General features: G+C 30.2%; 19 protein-coding genes. 18 read left to right on the top strand and 1 reads right to left on the bottom strand.

The genetic code is table 11. The annotated features are described in order from the left end of the window. Positions 1-87: 87 nt before the first annotated feature. From ACWJJ2_RS02215 to uvsE, 14 genes are all read left to right on the top strand, one after another. Positions 88-1,362 (top strand): M16 family metallopeptidase, encoded by a 1,275-nt coding sequence (locus tag ACWJJ2_RS02215; protein WP_216303076.1) that lies wholly within the window; start codon positions 88-90, stop codon positions 1,360-1,362. 85 nt (positions 1,363-1,447) lie between these two features. Next, complete coding sequence (locus tag ACWJJ2_RS02220) at positions 1,448-1,723, top strand: YlmC/YmxH family sporulation protein (protein ID WP_165412185.1); 276 nt, start codon at positions 1,448-1,450, stop codon at positions 1,721-1,723. Between the two features lie 15 nt (positions 1,724-1,738). Further along, positions 1,739-2,929 (top strand): aspartate kinase, encoded by a 1,191-nt coding sequence (gene dapG / locus ACWJJ2_RS02225; RefSeq protein ID WP_462953760.1) that lies wholly within the window; start codon positions 1,739-1,741, stop codon positions 2,927-2,929. 56 nt (positions 2,930-2,985) lie between these two features. Further along, positions 2,986-3,651 carry a ClpP family protease gene (locus ACWJJ2_RS02230; RefSeq protein ID WP_258280654.1) on the top strand — a complete coding sequence of 222 codons (666 nt, stop codon included), beginning with the start codon at positions 2,986-2,988 and terminating at the stop codon, positions 3,649-3,651. A gap of 183 nt (positions 3,652-3,834) precedes the next feature. Continuing rightward, complete coding sequence (locus ACWJJ2_RS02235; protein ID WP_462953761.1) at positions 3,835-6,153, top strand: FtsK/SpoIIIE family DNA translocase; 2,319 nt, start codon at positions 3,835-3,837, stop codon at positions 6,151-6,153. Between the two features lie 184 nt (positions 6,154-6,337). Further along, positions 6,338-7,675, top strand: a complete 1,338-nt coding sequence (gene rimO, locus ACWJJ2_RS02240; protein WP_216303073.1) for a 30S ribosomal protein S12 methylthiotransferase RimO — start codon at positions 6,338-6,340, stop codon at positions 7,673-7,675. Beyond that, a complete protein-coding gene (gene pgsA, locus ACWJJ2_RS02245; RefSeq protein WP_216303072.1) occupies positions 7,659-8,204 on the top strand; it encodes a CDP-diacylglycerol--glycerol-3-phosphate 3-phosphatidyltransferase in 546 nt (181 codons plus the stop codon). The genes rimO and pgsA overlap by 17 nt, the downstream gene beginning before the upstream one ends. A 163-nt stretch (positions 8,205-8,367) precedes the next feature. After that, a complete protein-coding gene (gene recA, locus ACWJJ2_RS02250) occupies positions 8,368-9,423 on the top strand; it encodes a recombinase RecA (RefSeq protein WP_165412191.1) in 1,056 nt (351 codons plus the stop codon). Positions 9,424-9,720: 297 nt separating this feature from the next. Then, on the top strand, positions 9,721-11,277 hold the full coding sequence (gene rny / locus ACWJJ2_RS02255; RefSeq protein ID WP_224578977.1) for a ribonuclease Y: 1,557 nt from the start codon (positions 9,721-9,723) through the stop codon (positions 11,275-11,277). A 191-nt stretch (positions 11,278-11,468) separates the two neighbouring features. Continuing rightward, positions 11,469-12,665, top strand: coding sequence for a pyridoxal phosphate-dependent aminotransferase (locus ACWJJ2_RS02260; protein WP_462953762.1), 1,197 nt, complete (start codon positions 11,469-11,471; stop codon positions 12,663-12,665). A gap of 100 nt (positions 12,666-12,765) precedes the next feature. Next, complete coding sequence (locus ACWJJ2_RS02265; protein WP_165412193.1) at positions 12,766-13,026, top strand: HPr family phosphocarrier protein; 261 nt, start codon at positions 12,766-12,768, stop codon at positions 13,024-13,026. Between the two features lie 92 nt (positions 13,027-13,118). Beyond that, positions 13,119-14,096 carry a tyrosine-type recombinase/integrase gene (locus ACWJJ2_RS02270; protein ID WP_462952924.1) on the top strand — a complete coding sequence of 326 codons (978 nt, stop codon included), beginning with the start codon at positions 13,119-13,121 and terminating at the stop codon, positions 14,094-14,096. Positions 14,097-14,369: 273 nt separating this feature from the next. Next, complete coding sequence (locus ACWJJ2_RS02275) at positions 14,370-14,696, top strand: CGGC domain-containing protein (RefSeq protein WP_165412195.1); 327 nt, start codon at positions 14,370-14,372, stop codon at positions 14,694-14,696. Between the two features lie 9 nt (positions 14,697-14,705). After that, complete coding sequence (uvsE, locus tag ACWJJ2_RS02280; RefSeq protein WP_220285885.1) at positions 14,706-15,950, top strand: UV DNA damage repair endonuclease UvsE; 1,245 nt, start codon at positions 14,706-14,708, stop codon at positions 15,948-15,950. Positions 15,951-16,195: 245 nt separating this feature from the next. Here the strand turns inward: uvsE and ACWJJ2_RS02285 are convergent, their stop codons facing one another. Next, positions 16,196-17,050 (bottom strand): cell division protein, encoded by an 855-nt coding sequence (locus ACWJJ2_RS02285; protein WP_220319505.1) that lies wholly within the window; start codon positions 17,048-17,050, stop codon positions 16,196-16,198. 428 nt (positions 17,051-17,478) lie between these two features. Here ACWJJ2_RS02285 and ACWJJ2_RS02290 point away from each other — a divergent pair, with 428 nt between their 5' ends. From ACWJJ2_RS02290 to ACWJJ2_RS02305, 4 genes are all read left to right on the top strand, one after another. Continuing rightward, positions 17,479-18,114 (top strand): HutD/Ves family protein, encoded by a 636-nt coding sequence (locus tag ACWJJ2_RS02290; RefSeq protein WP_220285884.1) that lies wholly within the window; start codon positions 17,479-17,481, stop codon positions 18,112-18,114. A gap of 38 nt (positions 18,115-18,152) precedes the next feature. Next, positions 18,153-19,343 (top strand): sensor histidine kinase, encoded by a 1,191-nt coding sequence (locus tag ACWJJ2_RS02295; RefSeq protein ID WP_216303066.1) that lies wholly within the window; start codon positions 18,153-18,155, stop codon positions 19,341-19,343. A 14-nt stretch (positions 19,344-19,357) separates the two neighbouring features. After that, a complete protein-coding gene (locus ACWJJ2_RS02300; RefSeq protein WP_216303065.1) occupies positions 19,358-20,014 on the top strand; it encodes a response regulator transcription factor in 657 nt (218 codons plus the stop codon). A 134-nt stretch (positions 20,015-20,148) separates the two neighbouring features. Then, the gene (locus ACWJJ2_RS02305) at positions 20,149-21,087 is read left to right on the top strand and encodes an ABC transporter ATP-binding protein (RefSeq protein WP_216303064.1); all 939 of its coding nucleotides are present in this window, start codon (positions 20,149-20,151) and stop codon (positions 21,085-21,087) included. Positions 21,088-21,094 lie beyond the last annotated feature (7 nt).

Consider the following 21,094-nt stretch of genomic DNA (forward strand, 5'->3'; position numbering starts at 1 on the left):
AGGGCTTAGATGCCTTTTTATTTTTTTTAATAATATTGCCTTAATATGCACATAGTAAATATAAATTCTCATTAAGGAGAGGCGCATATGTATAATTTGTTTAAGTTAAATAATGGGTTAAGAGTTGTAGTGGAAAATATTGAGTATGTAAATTCGGTTAGTGTAGGCTTATGGGTAGAAAATGGGTCAAGAAATGAAAATATAACTAGCAGTGGGATATCACATTTTATTGAGCATATGCTCTTTAAAGGAACGTGTGATAGAACTGCAAAACAAATTGCTGAAGCGATTGAAGATGTTGGTGGTCAAATAAATGCCTTTACAGGTAGGGAAGCTACATGTTTTTATATAAAAGCATTAGACACTCATTTAGAACTATCCTTAGATATTCTTTCAGATATGATTTTCAATAGTAATTTATCAGAAGATGATATTGAGAAGGAAAAAGGCGTAATTGTTGAAGAAATAAATATGAGTGAAGATTCGCCAGAAGATGTTTTAGCAGATTTACACACAAAAGCAATCTGGGGTGCAGATTCTATTTCGTTACCGATTTTAGGAACGATTGATACTGTAAAATCTTTTAGTAGAAAAATGATAGCAGATTATATTGACTCGCATTATATACCCGAAAACTCAGTAATATCTATTTCAGGTAAATTTGACATGAAAATGATAGAAAGTCTTGTTGAAAAGTATTTTGGTAAATGGCGTTGTAAAGACAAAAATATTACTAAATATAGTAGCCCTGAAATATTAAATCAACATTATTTCAGAAAAAAAGATATTGAGCAATTCCATGTGAGTCTTGGAATACCTGGTGTAGGTCTTGGAAATGATGATACATACACGTTAATCTTACTAAGCAATATATTAGGCGGAGGAGCATCCTCAAGGCTATTCCAAAAAATCCGTGAAGAGCTAGGTTTGTGCTATTCAATCTACTGTTATATATCTACGTTTAAAAACACAGGAGTTGTAAGCGTTTATGCGGGACTCAGTCCAATGAACGTGGAAGTTGCTATTAATGCAATAAAAGAAGAGGTTAGTAAATTCGCTAAACTCGGAATTGACAATGAAACGTTAAGTAAAGCTAAAGAGCAGTTAAAGGGTAGTTATATCCTAGGGCTTGAAAGCACAAGCAGTAGAATGTTTAGTAATGGGAGATCAGTAATGTTTATGAACAAAATTAATACGCCAGAAGACGTATTGCGAAAAATCAATGAAATAGACATGGAAAGGGTAAATTCTGTCATGCAAAAAACTTTTGAAAAAGGTATAATAAATTCTGCATATGTAGGAAAAGAAAAAGAGATGCTTAAAAAAGTTTTTAAAGGTAATATTATTTCTATGGATAAGTAAATTTATCTATAAAAATGTAGAAATTATGCATAAATCCTTAACAGATTTCATAGTATTTTATGAGAGTTGTTAAGGAGATGATAATATGGAAGATAATATAAAACTGTATAGTGAAATGGAAAGATATGAAATTATCAATATCAATGATGGTGACAAATATAGCAATTTAGGTAATAATGATGTAGTTATTGATGAGAATGGGCTTTTAAAATTTTTAATTATAAATGAAGGAAGCTCTAAATTTAGTTTTTTAAAAAATAATGATATTATTGAAGTACCTTGGGAATATGTTAAAAAAATTGGTTCCAGAACTATAATAATTGATGTTGATAATGAATTTTTAAAAAAATCTCATATATAATTTTGGAGGACAGAAATGAAGATATTAGTGCAAAAGTTTGGAGGTACATCTGTTTCAACAGAGGAAAAGCGGAAGCTTGTAGTAAACAAAGTTTTAAATGCAAAGGTTCAAGGATATTTTCCTGTGGTAGTAGTATCTGCAATGGGAAGAAAAGGTGAGCCTTACGCTACAGACACATTGCTATCTTTGGTAGATGATAATTTCAAAGTAGCAAATCCATTAGCAATAGATTTGCTAATGAGTTGTGGTGAAACTATAAGCACTGTAATAATGTGTAGCGAACTAAATAATAGTGGAATTGATGCTGTGCCTTTAACTGGTGGACAAGCAGGTATAATCACAGATTCTAATTATAACAATGCAGCAATACTTAATGTGGACACAAAAAAAATATTGGATATTTTACAAAAAGGGAAAACCCCAGTAGTAGCAGGATTTCAAGGCATGGATGAAAATGCCTATGTTACGACTATTGGGAGAGGTGGGAGTGACGTTACTGCTGCAATACTAGGGGCAGCACTTAAGGCCTCTCAGACTCAAATATACACTGATGTAGATGGGATTATGACAGCGGATCCAAGAATAGTTTCTGAAGCGACTTTAATAAAAAAAATAAGTTATGATGAAATCTTTCAATTTGCAGATCAAGGAGCAAATGTTATACACCCAAGGGCAGTTGAAATATCTAGAAAGTATAATATACCATTAGTAATAAAAAATACTATGAATGATTGTGATGGAACAGTAATTAGTAATTTGGGAAATGAAGGTTATGAAAATATAATTACAGGTATTACGCATATGAATAATAGAATTCAAATAAAAATATGTGAAAATTCAGGTTCTAGTTATGATGATATATTTGATATTTTAGCTGAGAATCTTATAAGTATAGATCTTATAAATGTTTTTCCTAAGGAAAAAATATTTACTATTGATGAAAAAGACTTTACTAAATTTGCTGATTTAATAAGAGACCTTAATATGTCCTATTCATTTGTGAAGGATTGTAGTAAACTTTCAATTATAGGTTCAAAAATGAGAGGTATGCCTGGCGTTATGGCGAGAATACTTAAGGCGTTAACTAAAGAAAATGTTGAAGTACTGCAAACAGCAGATTCTAATATGACTATATGGTGCCTTGTAGAAACAGGATATGTTGAAAAAGCAATTAACGCTCTACACAGGGAATTTAAATTAGGATAAAAAATGTATATAGTTTCTCTTAATGCACAAAATAAAATGGATTAGGAGGAATGAAAATGTTGAAAACTGAAAAAAACGTAAATGAACAGGTTGAAAATATTAAAGAACTGGGAACAACTAACATCCCAACTCAGGATACTAAAATTCAGGTTTTGTCTATTATAGGTCAAATAGAAGGACACATGATGTTGTCCCCTCAAACAAAAACTACTAAGTATGAACATGTTATTCCAGAGCTAATTGCTATGGAGAGGGATGATAAAGTAAAAGGTATTCTTATAGTTTTAAATACTGTAGGAGGAGATGTGGAAGCGGGTCTTGCAATAGCAGAGATGATTAGAAGCCTTAGCAAACCAACTGTATCACTTGTAGTAGGTGGAGGCCATTCAATAGGTATACCACTGGCAACAGCAGCTAAGTACTCATTCATTTCCCCATCTGCAACTATGATAATTCATCCTATAAGAATGAATGGTCTAATAATAGGGGTACCTCAAACTTTTGAATACTTCAATAAAATGCAAGAAAGAATAACAGAATTTATTATTAGAACCTCTAAGATTGATAAGGAAACGGTAAATAGATTAATGCTTCAAACTGATGAGCTTTTAAATGATATGGGTACTATACTTATAGGAAAACAAGCAGTTGATAATGGGTTAATAGATGAGGTTGGTGGCATTAGTGAGGCATTATCAAAATTAAACGAAATGATAGGTTAAAAATAAATTAGATATAAACAGGTTAAAATAGCCTATTTATGTCTATTTTTAATGATTTGTTACTATGACAAATATAATCTAATAATTTTTTTATATAACTAGTTTAAAATTGATTTATAAATCTATTGAAAGTTAGAGGAGATTTCTAAACTTTGTAGAAATAATAAGGATAGAGGTGATACTTTGGCTAGAAAAAAAACTAAAACTAAATCTAAAGTTGCAAGTAATGTAGATGCTAATAGTGAAATTTATGGAATTATTTTAATAACAATAGGCATATTAATTTTATTAAGTATCTTCTCAACTAGGGGTTCAAATTCTAATTCCATATCAGGTATGATAGGTAATCTGATTAATCATGTGCTTTTTGCAATATTAGGAGTGGGTGCATATCTTTCGCCGTTCCTTATAGTATTTATTGGTATTTGCAAAATCGTTAAGAAAGGTAAGATAAATTTTAGTAAGAAGTTTTGTGGAATAATACTTTTTATAATAAATACACTATTATTTATACAAATGTTATCTTTAAATAAGTATTACACTAAAGGAGATTTTTTGCTCGGAATAAATAAGATATACAATTCAGAAAGTGTACTACATGGTGGGATTATTAGTTATTCAATTGATGTACTATTACATACACTATTTGGAGCTGCGGGTAGCTATATAATTTTTATTGCTATTTATGTTATATGCTTTATTATAATATTAAACGTATCGCTTAATGATGTCTTTTTTTATTTAAAGGATAAATTTATTATTAAAAAGACTGCGAGTAAAAATGATAGTAAGGATTTATATATAGAAAATAATGATAAGCAAGAAGAATTAGTAGTTCCAAATGGAGAAAAAAATAAATTTATTAAAGATATTAGCAGCGATAAAATTAAAATAATCGATTTTATAAAATCAAATGAAATTGCTACAGATGCGGAAGGATTAAATAAAGAAGAAACTGTTAGTGGTGTTAGGAATGACAATGCACGTACTTTAAAAGAAAGGCATATAGATAATTCTATCAACCAAGAGTTGGAGAAAGAAATTCAATTAAATAGTGTAAATTCAAAGCCAAACTATAAATATGAATACCCCACTGTAGATTTATTAAATGAAAATAATACTTCCAAAATGAATAAAAACGATAAAAAAGAATTGCTTAATAGTGCCAATAAGCTACAAGAGACACTAAGTAGCTTTGGAGTTGAAGCAAAGGTTATTCAAGTTACAAAAGGACCCTCAGTGACAAGGTTTGAACTTCAACCAAATGCTGGTGTTAAGGTGAGTAAAATTGTAAATCTAGCAGATGATATTGCACTGAATTTAGCTTCTTCCGGGGTAAGAATCGAGGCACCGATACCTGGTAAGGCAGCTGTAGGCATTGAAGTACCAAATAAAGAGTTAAGCGCAGTATACTTAAGAGAAGTAATAGAATCTAATGAATTTTCAGCTTCAAACAAAAATTTATCCTTTAGTTTAGGAAAAGATATAGGCGGTAACTGTGTTGTTTCGGATTTAACAAAAATGCCACATTTGCTGGTAGCAGGGGCTACAGGCTCTGGAAAAAGTGTTTGTATAAATTCATTAATAATAAGCATACTTTATAAGTATTCTCCAGAGGAGGTTAAGCTATTATTAATTGACCCTAAAGTTGTCGAATTAAATATTTATAATGGGGTACCTCATCTATTAATACCAGTTGTAACAGATCCCAAAAAGTCTGCAGGTGCTTTAAATTGGGCTGTAAACGAAATGTCAAGAAGATACAAGAGTTTTGCTGAAAACAATGTGCGAAGTATAGAAGGATATAATGAATTAGTAAATAAAGGCATTGTTGAAAATAAATTGCCGTGGATTGTTATTATAATTGATGAGTTAGCAGATTTAATGACGGTCTGTGCTAATGATGTAGAGGAATATATTGGAAGACTTGCGCAAATGGCAAGAGCGGCAGGAATGCATTTAGTAATTGCGACGCAGAGACCATCAGTTGACGTTATTACGGGTGTAATAAAAGCCAATATACCTTCAAGAATATCTTTTGCAGTTTCGAGTCAAATAGATTCAAGAACAATTTTGGATTCCTCTGGTGCAGAGAAATTACTTGGGAAAGGTGATATGCTTTTTTATCCGGTTGGAGAGGCTAAACCATTTAGAATACAAGGAGCTTTTGTGTCAGAAGAAGAAGTTGAACGAGTTGTTGATTTTATAAAGAATCAGACGACAGAAGTAAACTATGAAAAAGAAATAATAGATGAAATAGAGAGTAGTTCAAATAATAAAAGTATTGATGATGATATTGATGAATTATTAAATGAAGCAATAAGAATAGTAGTTGAAAATGGACAAGCATCTACTTCCTTATTGCAACGTAAGCTAAAAATAGGGTATAATAGAGCAGCAAGAATTATTGAACAAATGGAGGAACGAGGGATTATATCAGGTAGAAATGGAAGCAAACCTAGGGAAATATTATTAAGTGATAGTGAGTTAAAGGAACAATAAAAAAAAAATGTAAGAATAATTGTAAATACCCTTGTTTAATTTGCAAATCACATTTACAATAATTTATGGGTACAAATGTAGGAAGATAAAAATAATTAGCTATTATTTACATAAAGAGTCAAACAAGTAGTATGATATTTGGTAAATAGGAGTTACTCAGGTTGATAAACAAGGAGGATGACTGGTGGAAAAATTAAAAGTTGGAGTTATAAATTTAGGCTGTGATAAAAATAGAATTGATAGTGAGATTGTAATAAGCAGTTTAAGTGGGAAATATGATATGACAAATGATCCTAAACTAGCAGATATAATTTTAGTGAATACTTGTGGATTCATAGAATCGTCAAAACAAGAATCAATAGACACTATTCTAGAAATGTCAGAATACAAAAAGAAATATAATTGCACAGTATTGATTGCGACGGGTTGCCTTACTCAGCGTTATGGGTCGGATCTGATTGAATTGATGCCAGAACTTGATATAATCCTCGGTGTTAATGATTATGACAAGTTAGTAAGTAGTATAGAAGAGGTTCTTTTAAAAAATATTAAAGTACAACATTGCACTTATAGTGATGATAATATTAATGAAGGACAAAGAGTATTAACTACAGAAACATACTCTGCTTATATTAGAATTTCCGAGGGCTGTGATAATGCTTGTGCATATTGTGCAATACCAAATATTAGAGGAAAATATAGAAGCAGAAAAATGGAGAATATAATACAAGAGGCTAAGGATTTAAGTGAACATGGTTGCAAGGAAATTATTTTAGTTGCTCAAGATACCACTAGATACGGGATAGATTTATATGGTGAAAAAAACCTACATAAATTAATAAGAAAAATTTCTCAAATAAGTGGGATTGAATGGATTAGAGTACTTTACTGTTATGCAGAAGAAATGACGGATGATATTATTAATGAAATTTCTTTAAATGATAAAGTTTGCAAATATGTAGATATACCAATTCAACATATAAGCGATGATCTTCTTAAATCCATGAAAAGGAAAGGAAGAAAAAATATCATAACAGAAAACATAAATAAGATGAGGAAGGGTATTAAGGGATTAACCCTTAGAACTACATTAATCGTTGGATTTCCAGGAGAAACGGAAGAAAATTTTGAAGAATTGAAACAGTTTATTAATGAAACTAAATTTGATAAATTGGGAGTGTTCAAGTACTCAATGGAAGATGGTACTGCAGCTGCAGAGATGAAAAATCAAATTCCAGAAGAAATAAAGGAAAAACGTGAAGAAGAATTAATGATTGTGCAACAAAATATATCAAAAGAGATAAATAGTAAAAAAATAGACAAAATTTACAAAGTTTTAGTAGAAGGATTTAATGGTAAAACTTATTTTGGTAGAAGTTATGAAATGGCACCAGAAGTTGATGGAACTATTTTCTTTGAATCTGACAAAGATTATAATAAGGGAGAATTCGTAACAGTAAGGGTTACCAAAGCGTTAGAATATGATTTAATAGGAGTTGTGTGCTATGAATCTTGCAAATAAACTTACAATGATTCGAATTTTTTTAGTACCTATATTTTTAGTATTTATGGCGGTTAAAGGAATACCTTATGGAAGAGAACTGGCGACAATTGTTTTTATAGTAGCATCTCTCACTGATAAGTTGGATGGCTATGTAGCTAGAAGCAGAAATCAAATAACTAATTTCGGAAAATTCATGGATCCTCTAGCAGATAAACTTTTAGTAACTGCTGCACTTGTTTCATTAGTGGAGCTTCAGATTGTGTCTAGTTGGGTAGCTATGATTATAATTGCTAGAGAATTTGCAGTTTCAGGACTTCGAACAATAGCTGCTTCAGAGGGAAAAGTAATTGCGGCTAGTAAATGGGGGAAACTTAAAACCGTTATTCAAATAGTAGCTATAATTACAGCATTGATAAATTTATCTTACGCAAATACGTTATTAAATGCGTTAACCAATATTTTCATGGCTGCCGCAGTAATTATTACAATAATATCTGGTGTTGACTATTTTGTAAAAAACAAAGGTACAATTAGAGTCGATAAGTGATTAAATTATTAGAGTTTGTTAATAATACAAATAAAAGGATTTCTTTAGTAAATGAAAATGGCAGATATTGCTTTGTATGTTGACCATATAAAATAAATGGTGTATACTTAAATTCAGAACAAACGTTCGTCGAAAAAGGATGGTGAACCCGCAGGGGAAATTTATGAATAATGAAAAATTAAAAGCGCTAGAAGTAGCTATGGGTCAAATAGAAAAACAATTCGGAAAAGGCTCTGTAATGAAACTTGGAGAAAATAGTAAGTTAAATATAGAGGCTATTTCCACTGGTTGTTTAGGACTTGACATAGGCCTAGGCATAGGTGGTGTACCTAGAGGAAGAATAATAGAAGTTTTTGGACCAGAATCTTCAGGTAAAACTACAGTTGCACTTCATATAGTTGCAGAAGCTCAAAAAAATGGTGGTACAGCTGCATTTATAGATGCAGAGAATGCTTTAGACCCTGAATATGCTAAAGCACTAGGAATAGATATAGAAAATTTAATAGTATCACAACCAGATACTGGTGAACAGGCGTTAGAGATTACAGAGGCTTTAGTTCGCTCTGGGGCTATAGATGTTATCGTAGTGGATTCGGTAGCAGCTTTAGTGCCTAAAGCTGAAATTGAAGGCGAAATGGGAGACTCCCATGTAGGACTCCAAGCAAGACTTATGTCGCAAGCTTTAAGAAAACTTGCGGGTTCTATAAATAAATCCCAATGTGTTCTTGTATTTATAAATCAATTAAGAGAAAAAGTAGGAGTAATGTTTGGTAACCCAGAAGTAACCCCTGGTGGTAGAGCGTTGAAATTTTATGCATCTGTTAGACTAGATATTAGAAAAATAGATACAATTAAACAAGGCGATGAATTTATGGGTAATCGAACAAGAATAAAAATAGTTAAAAACAAAGTAGCTCCTCCATTTAAGAAAACTGAATTTGATATTATGTATGGTCACGGCATATCTCGAGAGGGCGATGTTCTAGATATAGGAGTTGTAGAAGAGATTGTACAAAAAAGTGGAGCATGGTTCTCATATGGAGATATACGACTTGGACAGGGAAGAGAAAATTCAAAACAATATTTTAAAGAAAACCCTTTGGTTATGTTAGAGATAGAAAACAAAATTAGAGCAAAACATAACCTACCATTATACAAGAACGCAGAGACTAGTAAAAAAGAAGTTAGCAAAAAAGAAGCAAGTAAAAAAGAAGCATAAAAGCAAGTTTTTACTTGCTTTTTTTCTTTAACTTATAATTAAGGAATATTATTATGGTATCAGGCATTGCATTCTATGATGCAATATGCTAAAGTTTATCATAACTACTATATAATAGTAAGAATAAAGACTTATTTAAACGTTAAAATCTTGACATTAACTGAAAAGTAATATAAAATAAATACAAATACTGGTTTAGTATATTTAAATTGTTACCAATTAAATATAGCACCTTTTCTAGCTTTCATATTTACTCTTAAATAGATTTGAAATAAGCAAAGGAGGTGTTGATAATCAATGGATACTAAAAGTCAAACAATGCTCATAGTAGTTTGTGCTATTTTGGTTGTTGTTTTAGCATGTATTTTTGTTATAATTTATATTAGAAAAAATATATCTCAAGCAAATATTTTCAAGGCCGAAAAAGAAGCTAAAAAAATTATTGATGAAAGTGTAAAAGATGCTGAATCAAAAAAGAAAGAGGCTATTTTAGAAGCCAAAGAAGAAGTTCACAGACTTAGAACTGATTTAGAAAAAGAATCAAGAGAAAGACGTAATGAAGTTCAAAGGTTAGAAAGAAGAAACATCCAAAGAGAAGAATCATTAGATAAAAAAAGTGATGTGCTGGAGAGAAAAGAAGAAAATCTTAATAAAAAACAACAAGAAAGTGAAATGCTAGAAGCAAGTGTACAAGATTTATACACAAAGCAAAGAGGAGAATTAGAAAGATTATCAGGGTTGACATCTGATGAGGCAAAACAAGTTTTATTAGATGAAATTAGAAAAGAAATTAAACACGATGCTGCAATTATGATTAAAGAAATTGAAACTAAGGCAAAAGAAGAAGCTGATAAAAAAGCAAGAGAAATTATTACTTATGCTATTCAAAGATGTGCAGCCGATCATGTAGCAGAAACAACAGTTCATGTGGTTTCGCTTCCTAATGATGAGATGAAAGGAAGAATAATAGGTAGAGAGGGTAGAAATATTCGAACTCTAGAAACGCTTACAGGAGTAGATTTAATAATAGATGATACACCTGAAGCAGTAATTCTTTCAGCATTTGATCCTATAAGGCGCGAAGTTGCTAGAATAGCACTTGAGAAACTAATAGTGGATGGAAGAATTCACCCTGCTAGAATTGAGGAAATGGTAGAAAAAGCTAAAAAAGAAGTTGATAGTGACATAAAAGAAGAAGGAGAACAAGCAACTTTTGAAACAGGAGTGCATGGACTTCATTCGGAAATTATCAGGCTGCTTGGAAGGCTTAAATACAGAACCAGTTATGGTCAAAATGTATTAAAGCATTCTATAGAAGTTTCATATTTAGCTGGACTTATGGCATCTGAACTTGGAATTGACCCAACACTCGCTAAAAGATGCGGTCTACTTCATGATATAGGTAAAGCTGTAGATCATGAAGTTGAAGGTCCACATGCGCTTATAGGTTCAGAAATAGCTAAAAAACACCATGAGTCCTCTATTGTAGTAAATGCTATTGCAGCGCATCACGGTGACGTTGAGTTAGAATCCCTTGAAGCAATACTAGTTCAAGCGGCAGATGCTATATCAGCGGCAAGACCAGGTGCAAGAAGAGAAACTTTAGAAGCTTATATTAAAAGATTGGAAAAATTAGAAGAAATTGCAAATTCTTATGAAGGTGTAGAAAAGTCATATGCTATTCAAGCTGGAAGAGAAGTTAGAATTATGATTAAACCAGAAATAATTGATGATGCAGGTGCTGTTGAAATGGCAAGAAATCTAGTTAAAAGGATTGAAAATGAACTAGAATATCCTGGTCAAATTAAAGTAAATGTAATTAGAGAAACACGAGCTATTGACTATGCTAAATAATTAAATGTAAGATTAAATCCTCTTGAGATTTAGAATATTTCTAAACCCTAAGAGGGTTTTTTATTTCATATTACATATTATTTGGAAAAGTATGTAATGTGGAATCAGGTTGCTTCATTTACATCACAAAAAAAAAGTGATATATTAGTATCATAAGAATTAAATTAATATAAGTATTGGGGGTAAGAAAAATGGTATTATCTAAAAAAGCAAAGCAAATAACAACATCTTTAACACTAGATATAACTGCAAAGGCTAAAAAAATGAAGGCTGAGGGCATAGATGTCATAGGATTTGGTGCTGGTGAACCTGATTTTGATACACCCAAAAACATTCAAGAAGCAGCTATAAAAGCAATTAAAGAAGGCAGGACAAGATATACAGCGGCTTCAGGTATTATTGAACTAAAACAGGCAATAATTGGAAAGTTAAAGAGAGAAAACAACTTAACTTACACACCAGCTCAAATTATAGTTTCAGCTGGAGCAAAACAATGCTTAGCTAATGTATTTCAAGCTATTTTAAATCCAGGAGATGAAGTTTTAATTGGAGTTCCATATTGGGTAAGTTATCCAGAATTGGTTAAATTAGCAGATGGAGAACCTATCTATATAGAAACAGAAGAAATTAATGAATTTAAATTAACAATAGCGAGCCTTAATAGAGCATTAACGCCTAAATCTAAAGCAATAATATTAAATAGTCCCAATAATCCTACAGGTACCGTATATTCAAAGGAAGAACTTATGGAAATTGCTGATTTTGCAAAAATAAATAACTTAATCATAATATCGGATGAAATTTATGAAAAATTGTTGTATGGTAGTAATGACCATATTAGTATAGCAAGTCTTTCAGAGGATGCTTACAGAAGAACTATCGTAATCAACGGCCTTTCTAAGGCTTACGCTATGACAGGATGGAGAATAGGATATGCTGCTGGCAGCACGGAAATAGTATCGTTAATGTCTAATATTCAAAGTCATACTACATCAAATCCCAATTCAATTGCGCAATATGCGTCAGTTGAAGCTTTAAATGGAAATCAAGATGATATAGCTAAAATGATTGGACAATTTAAGCTAAGAAGAGATTATATGGTGGAAAAAATTAATAGCATTAATAATTTATCTTGCATAAAACCTGAAGGCGCTTTTTATGTTATGGTGAATATAGGGGATGTTTTAAATAAATCAATCGACGGAAAAGTTATAAAAGATTCGATTGCTTTTTCAGATATTTTACTTGAAAAAGAAAAAGTTGCTGTTATACCAGGTATAGCATTTGGAGTAGATAATTTTATAAGATTGTCTTATGCTACTTCTATGGAAAATATAAAAATTGGACTTGATAGAATAGCGAGGTTTGTTGAAAATATTAAAAATTGATTTACATGATTTTTAATGATATTATAATAGCATGCGTTAATAGATAAGATATTTTATATTATCGCATGCAATAATAAATAAAGTATCGAGGTGAAGTTAATTGGTAACAAAGGAAGTTCTCGTTAGTAATTCTAAAGGATTGCATGCTAGACCAGCTACATTATTAGTAAGAAAAGCCGCGTCTTTTAAATCAGATATAGGTATAGAATATATGGGCAAAAAAGCTAATATTAAGAGTTTAATAGGCATTTTATCTCTAGGAGTCGGTCCTAATACAACTGTAAACGTTATAGCTAATGGTGATGATGAAAAATTAGCTTTAGAAGAAATAGTAAACTTAATTAATGATTTAGAAGAATAATTATAGCCTGTATATTTTAAAAAGCTGCTAACTTACTGTTTGCAGCTTTTTAAAATGTATAGAAATTTAAAAAATATTAAAGGGGAATACATATGATAAACAATATTACACAATTCAACTATAATTCAGATTTGACTTTAGATAACAAAAATTTTATATGGTATTTTCTTGAAATCAAGTCTAGAAAAAGTAAATATACTGCTAAAAGCTATGAACGAGATATAAAAGATTTTTTTTGCGTAAGTTCTATTTATGACATCACTATAGAAGATATTAAAAAGGTATCTATACTACATTCGCAAAATTTTATAATGAATTTAATGAATGAAAATATGTCCTCTGCTACTATAAACAGGAAAATATCATCATTGAGTGCTCTCTATAAGTGGTTATTAAAATATCAAGATAATTCTACAGGCATTCATATAATTAAATATAATCCTTTTGGAAATTTAAAAGAAGAAAAACCAGTGATAAATAATAAGGAAACTGAGTTTTTAACAAAAGAAGAGTGTAAAGTCTTATTAAATAGTATAGATACATCCACTATATTAGGACATAGAAATAAAACTATATTAGTACTTGCTTTAACAACTGCTTTAAGAAAATCTGAGATTATAAATATTAAGATAAAGCATATTACAACGCATACAGGTTATGATGTAGTAAAAGTAATAAGAAAAGGCGGTAAAGAGGATATAGTAAAAATTCAAGGGAACGTTCTTACTATGATAAATGAATATATTAGGTTGACTAAAAGAAATAAGTTATCTAGTGGCGAGGAGTATTTATTTATTGGACATTCAACTAATGGGAATAATAAAGAAAAATTAGATGCAAGCACTTTAAATTACATGATAAAAAGAGTATGCAAAAATGCAGGTATAGATAAAGATTTACGAGTTCATTCTACCAGGCATACAGCTATTACACTAGCAATTTTAGCAGGGGCTACAGTAGAGAAAGTTAGGGATTTTGCTGCACATAAAAATCTAGCTACTACTAATAGGTACATTCACTCCGTAGATAAGCTGAAAAATAATGCTGGAGATTTAATTGATGTATTTTAAATTGAAGTATCGGAAAGGGTTAGCGTATATTGAAAATAATGATAAATATGGCTATATGGATAGCCGAAAGCATTAGGATGCAATTATACCTTTAACTTGGTTTTGTACCTCTAAGAAGGCATAAGGTTGGTTTAAACATGTAATAAGTAGGGGTTTTAAATAAGGAAGGCAATTTTGTTATAAAACATTAATTAAATATGTTATATAAATCACATCTTATACTTTTGTATTTAGATATAATATAGTATATAAATTATTAAGGTGGTTATAAATATGAAAAAGATTGCTGTATTAAGATGTTTTAAAGTTTCTAGTAAATGCTCAGGTTCTGGTTGTATAAAGGCATTTAACAATAAGACAGCCTCATTCAATGATTATGATGCTAGTTTAGACATGGTAATGCAAATACCATGTAGCGGATGTAACGCAGATTCATTAAAAGAAATGCTTAATTCCTCAGAGGAATTAAAAAAACAGGGTGTAAGCAGTATACATTTATCAACATGCATTAGAGCAACATGTCCTTATTATAATGAATTTGTTAAAGGACTTTCAAAGGAATTTGAGGTTGTTGGATACACTCATGGGAGGAAAAAATAGGAGGTAAATATGAAAATCGGATATGCATGCATACCACTTACAACAAATGCAAGAACAAATAGAAGATTAACGCTCAAAAACTTTTCGGAAGAAATGTTTTTAGAAATATTAGAGCAAAACTTAATAGATCTAAGAGGAATATTAGAGAATAATGAGAAGTATAACATAAAGTTATTTAGAATAAGTTCAGATATAGTTCCATTAGGAAGTCACAGTATTAATGAAATTCCATGGCATAAACATTTTCAAAACGAATTAAATGAAATAGGCGAGTATATAAAAGAATATGGCATGAGAGTGTCTATGCATCCAGGTCAGTACACAGTACTCAATGCAGAAAAAGAAGAGATTGTAGCAAAAGCAATTAAAGATTTGGAATACCATGCTAGATTCCTTGATTCATTAGGTGTGGATTCAAGCAATAAGATAATACTTCATATTGGTGGCGGTTATGGTGATAAAAGTGCTGCTATGAATAGGTTTATTGAAAATTTTAAAAGATTATCATCTTCGGTAAAGGATAGGCTCGTAATTGAAAATGATGGAAAAATATTTAATATTGATGATGTACTTTTAGTAAGTAAGGAAATTAATATACCAGTAATATTTGATAACCTTCACCATCAGTGTAATCATGAAATAGAGGTGCCTATAAAAGAAATAATGAGGAAGGTAGCTAAAACATGGCAGAAAAAAGATGGTAATATAAAAGCCCACTATAGTCAGCAAAATTTGCATAAACAGATAGGGGCTCATTCAAATACGATAATAGTTAAAACCTTTCTAGAATACTATGATGAAGTTAAAGAATTTAATATTGATATTATGCTAGAGGTAAAAGACAAAGATATTTCGGCTATAAAATGCAATATTATAATTAACAACAGGGATAAGAAATCAAAGGCTGGAATTATAGAAAAACAGTGGGCTAAATATAAATATGTATTAATGGAAAGAAATTATAAATATTATAAAGAGTGTAGTAAATTGATAAAAGAGAATTGCAGTATTGAGGAATTCTATGAGTATACGGATGAAATAATAAATTTTGATGTAGAGAATGGAAGTTTTGTAAGTACTGCAGAGCATGTTTGGGGATATGTTAAAAATGCTGCTTCGGATAAAGAACTAACTCATTTTAAAAAAATCCTTTTAGATATGGAACATAAAGAAAAGGTTAAGCTTTATTTGAAAAAATTAAGTGTTAGATATAATGCTGAATATATACTTAATTCCTATTATTTTTATTATTAATAAAGATTGTTGCAAATGAAAAACGCCATATGGTGTTTTTTATTTGCAATTTTTTATATCAAGAATTTGTTTGAATAAACTATGAATATAAAATTTCTGGATTAAATCATCTCCTGCGGAGCTGCATATTAACGACTTCAGAAGTATATCCTTTAATAATCCTTGTTAGTACTAAATAACTAGGGGTATTGCTCGCAAATTTCTTGATTTTGATACTCCAAAAGGGGGGCCGAACGTTAAGAATATTATGAATTAATTTTGGATTTTGCGAACCAAGTTATAGATATAAAATATCCTATTATCGGGGAAACTCCGTATCCCATCAATGGAACTGGAAAATTTCCAAATAGAGTAGAAATTAAAATAATTATAAAATACATACCAATGCTTAGTGATAACAATTTATATTTTTTTGGTGAAAAAAATATAAATGGCAATGGCAATATTACAAGAGAAATAACCCCTAAACTAAGCCATATTATTCCCATACTCGCTACCAAACTAACTATATTTTCAACATAAGATACAGGTTGTAATCCATCTAAAAACACCCATGAAATAATAATCAACGCAGAAAGTAACACTACAATACAAGAACGAAAAATATTGTTATTAATCTTATTCCATAACAACATTATCATTGGAATAGCAAATGCAGTTAGCATAGAAGCATCAGGTTGTAAAGCAAGCAAAACTGATATAACTATTGTAATAGCAGCTGAAAACCACCAATCTCTTATTTGTAACAATTCCCATAGATTTATAATTATAATAGGTAGGACAATAACTGCAACGTAAAACTTAATTGGCCCAACAGATACCCATCTATGAACGCCTTCTATTCCTGAACTAATAAAAGTTAGAAATAAAAGAATAACTGCAACTATAATAGTAGTGGTATTAGTGCTTGCATTATTTTTAACTTTAGATTTTTTTAATAGTATAAAGTATGAAATTATTCCAGCTAATACTAAATAAAAAATGTTTTGAACAAAAATAGCAATTGGTACTTTAGTGGTGTACATTGCTATCCCTCCAATAGTTATTGATGGTACTGCCATCAATAACGGTATAAAATTCAATAACCTCAATTTTTTCATTTTTAACTCCTTACCAAATAAATATTATTTTGGAATTTATATTAATGAATGATAAAATACAATCCTGAATTAACTGATATGAATATATTATTAGAATTATTAGGTTTAATCTCTCCAAAGTATTTATAAATTATTAGTTTTACTTATTTCCTCTATTGATTTGTATAAAGTTGGCTTTGAAATATCAAACATACTGCAAATAACTTTAACTGTTGTTTTACTTTATTATTATATCACTTAAGATATAATAATATCGGATAGTTTACACGATATCAAGTTCAGATTTAGAAATTGTTAATCCTAAATATTTTTAATTAAGTCCCAGATTAAAGTACAAACTAAAAATTATGACTTCTACTTTCGAAATAAAAGGAAAATACATATAAAAATAGAATGTAAATATGATAAGTAATAGGGGGGAATTATAAATGTCTTACAATATTGAAATAATTAGAAAAAATCAACATAAAACAAGTGAATGGTCTGGTGGTACAACAACAGAGCTTTATATTTATCCTAATGATTCACTATATGGTAATCGTAATTTTAAATGGAGGCTGAGTTCTGCAAAGGTTGGAGTAGAACAATCTACATTTACATCTTTACCCGGAATATCAAGGATTATTATGATTATTGAAGGAAAACTACTTCTTGGCCATGAAGGTCATCATAATGCTGTGTTAAAAGCATTCGAGCAGGATAGCTTTAGTGGAGAGTGGAAAACAACAAGTTTTGGTAAAGTTGTAGATTTTAATTTAATGATGGCACAAGGCTACACGGGGAGATTAGAATCAATTTCAGTTAATAAAGGGGAGTTTAAAGATATATTGTTACACAATAATATCAATGATGCTGAAAAATCTCATCAAATCACAGAAGCATTTTATATAGTGAAAGGTGATGTAGAAATAGCTACAGAAACAAAGGAAAAAATAAATCTTAACAAAGGTGATTTAGCATTAGTAACTACAACAGAGAAAGAAAACAATTTAGAACTTAAGGTTTATAGTAGCAGTCAGGAAGAATCTAAAATTATAAGAGCTTCTATATTTTATTGTGAATAATTTTAAAATTAATATATATATAAATTGGATGTGGTAAATTGAAGAAAAATAACTATCCGTTTTTAGAATTAATTAAATATATAGTATATTTTTTAGTAGCGCTTTCAGTTGTTATGACCGGTGAATATTCTATGAATATTATGACTAAATTCATTATTTGTATGCTGCTATATATATTGAATACTCAGATAAGAATGTATTTTTTATATAAGAAAAAATATGCAGTGATAATTTCTCTTTTTATAGATTTAGTATTAATTTCTATAATCTATTATAGTTTTGGTGGGTTTATTTTTATATATTATTTCATTTCAGTTTTGGATGCTGCTTTGATGCTTCCTAAAGCATATGCATACGTAGTTATTTCATTTTTATATGCAGCGGTAGTATTTCAAAGTAGTAAACCAGTTTATGGTAAGATGCAGAATTATATTTTAGTTAATGTGATTTTTAATACGGTAATTGTAGTTATATTTGGAGTCTTGGGAAGATATATTGCAGAAGAAAGCGAGAGGAAAAGTGAAGCACAGCACTTATATGATAAGCTACGAATATCAGAGGAAAATTTAAAAGAGACCTACGAAAAATTACAGCAGTATTCAAATACTGTGGAAGAACTAACTATTTTGAGAGAAAGAAATAGAATATCGAGAGAAATCCATGATTCTGTTGGTCATACCTTATCTACACTGCTTATTCAGCTTCAAGCAATTCCTTATGTAATGAAAAATGACCAAAATGAAGGTGAAAAAATGGTGAGTAATTTAATCCATTTCACTAAAAATGGAATTGAAAATGTTAGAAGGGCAGTAAAAGAGCTTAAACCAACAGATTTTGACAGTTATCAAGGGGTTTTTGCCCTTCAAGAACTTACTTCTAATTTTGAAAAACTTAGTGGAGTTAAGGTAAGTTTTATTGTTTCTAATGAAAAATGGACATTGAATGGAGATCAGAGCTTCACTTTATATAGAATAGTTCAGGAAGCACTTAATAATTCACTTAATCATGGTAATGCATCTAGTGTGATTATATCACTTCAGTTTTTAGAAGATAGGTTATATTTACATATAAAAGATGACGGAAAAGGCTGTCTTAAAATTAAAAGTGGTTTTGGATTAAAGGGTATAGAACAGAGAGTTAAAAGTCTTGGGGGAGAAGTTAATGTTCATGGTGATAAAGGCTTTGAAATTAGTATGTCCATACCAAAAATTGAAAGCTTTATAGAATAACAGGGGGCAGGAATTTGGAAAAGATTAATATAGCAATTGCAGATGATGAAGTACTTATAAGAGAAGGATTAAAGATTATTTTAAGCTCTAATTTAGAAATAAATGTAGTGGGGTTATGTGGTAATGGAGAAGAAGCTCTAAAATTATGTAGAAATGAAAAAGTAGATGTAGTCCTAATGGATATAAGAATGCCTTTGTGCGATGGAGTTATGGGTACTAAACTTATAAAAAGTGAGTTTAAGGATATAAAAATTCTAATACTAACTACATTTAAAGATGATGAGTATATATATGATGCTATGAAGCATGGTGCAAGTGGCTATCTTCTAAAAGATACATCCTATGATATTATTATGGATGGCATTAAAAGTGTGTATAGAGGCAATGTAGTTATGCACCCTGAGGTAGCAGCCAAAATTATAAATAATACTAAGTCCAATTCCAAAAATACACTAAGTAATATTATGGATAAATATAAGCTAACGTTAAGACAAGTAGAATTTATAATTGGGATAGGAACAGGGCTTACAAACAAAGAAATTGCTAGCAATCTTTTTGTTACAGAGGGAACAGTAAAAAATCACATTACAGAAATACTCTCAAAGCTTGAATTAAGAGATAGAACTCAAATAGCAATTTTCGCACTTAAGAATTCTTTAGTGGATTTTTAATTTTATGACCATTACTTAAGAACATGACTTAAGTAATGGTCAATTTTTTATAGTCATTACTTAACTCAATTGCTATAGATACTGGAAATTTATATAATATAATTATAAGCAAATTATTTAAAGGAGTGTTGAATTTGTCAATAATTGAGATAAACAATGTAACAAAAAGATATGAGGATAAATTAGCTGTTGATAGTATAAATCTTAATATAGAAAAAGGGGAATTGTTTGGATTGGTTGGACCTAATGGTGCTGGAAAATCCACTCTTATTTCAATGATTTGTGGATTATTAAAAGCCGATAGAGGTGATATAAAAATTTTTGATAATTGCATAAATAAAAAACCTGTAGAAGCTAAAAGACACATAGGATTTATACCTCAGGAAGTGGCACTATATGAGAATTTAAATGCATATGACAATCTTGTATTTTGGGGTAGCATGTATGGATTAAAGGGAAGCACGCTTAAAAATAGAATTAAGGAGGTTCTTGAAGCTACAGGACTTACTGAAAGATCAAAGGACAAAGTAAAAAAATATTCGGGAGGTATGAAAAGACGTCTTAATATTGCAGCGGCAATAATGCACCATCCAGATATTATCATTATGGATGAACCAACAGTGGGGATTGACCCCCAATCAAGAAATCATATACTGGAGTTTACTAAAAACTTAAATAGTGAATATGGGACAACTGTTATATATACAAGTCATTACATGGAAGAAGTAGAGAGTTTGTGTAATAGGATTGCAATAATAGATGAAGGCAGGGTTGTTGCTAGTGGTACTAAAGATGAAATTAAGAGAATGGTAACAAATGAAGAGAAATTAGAAATTATTGTAGAGAATTTTAAAGAAGAAATCATATTAAAATTGAAGAGGATAGAGGGGGTTAAGAGAATAAAATATAGTGATCCGTTGCTAATTTTCACTGTTGAAAATTCGCAGAGGAATCTTCAGGATATTATTATAATCCTTATGTCTTCATCCGTAAGAATAAATAATATAAGTGTTGATTCACCAAACTTAGAAACTGTATTTTTAAGTTTAACTGGAAAGAACTTAAGAGACTAAAAAATGT

It is taken from the genome of Clostridium sp. CM039 (genome assembly GCF_055081075.1).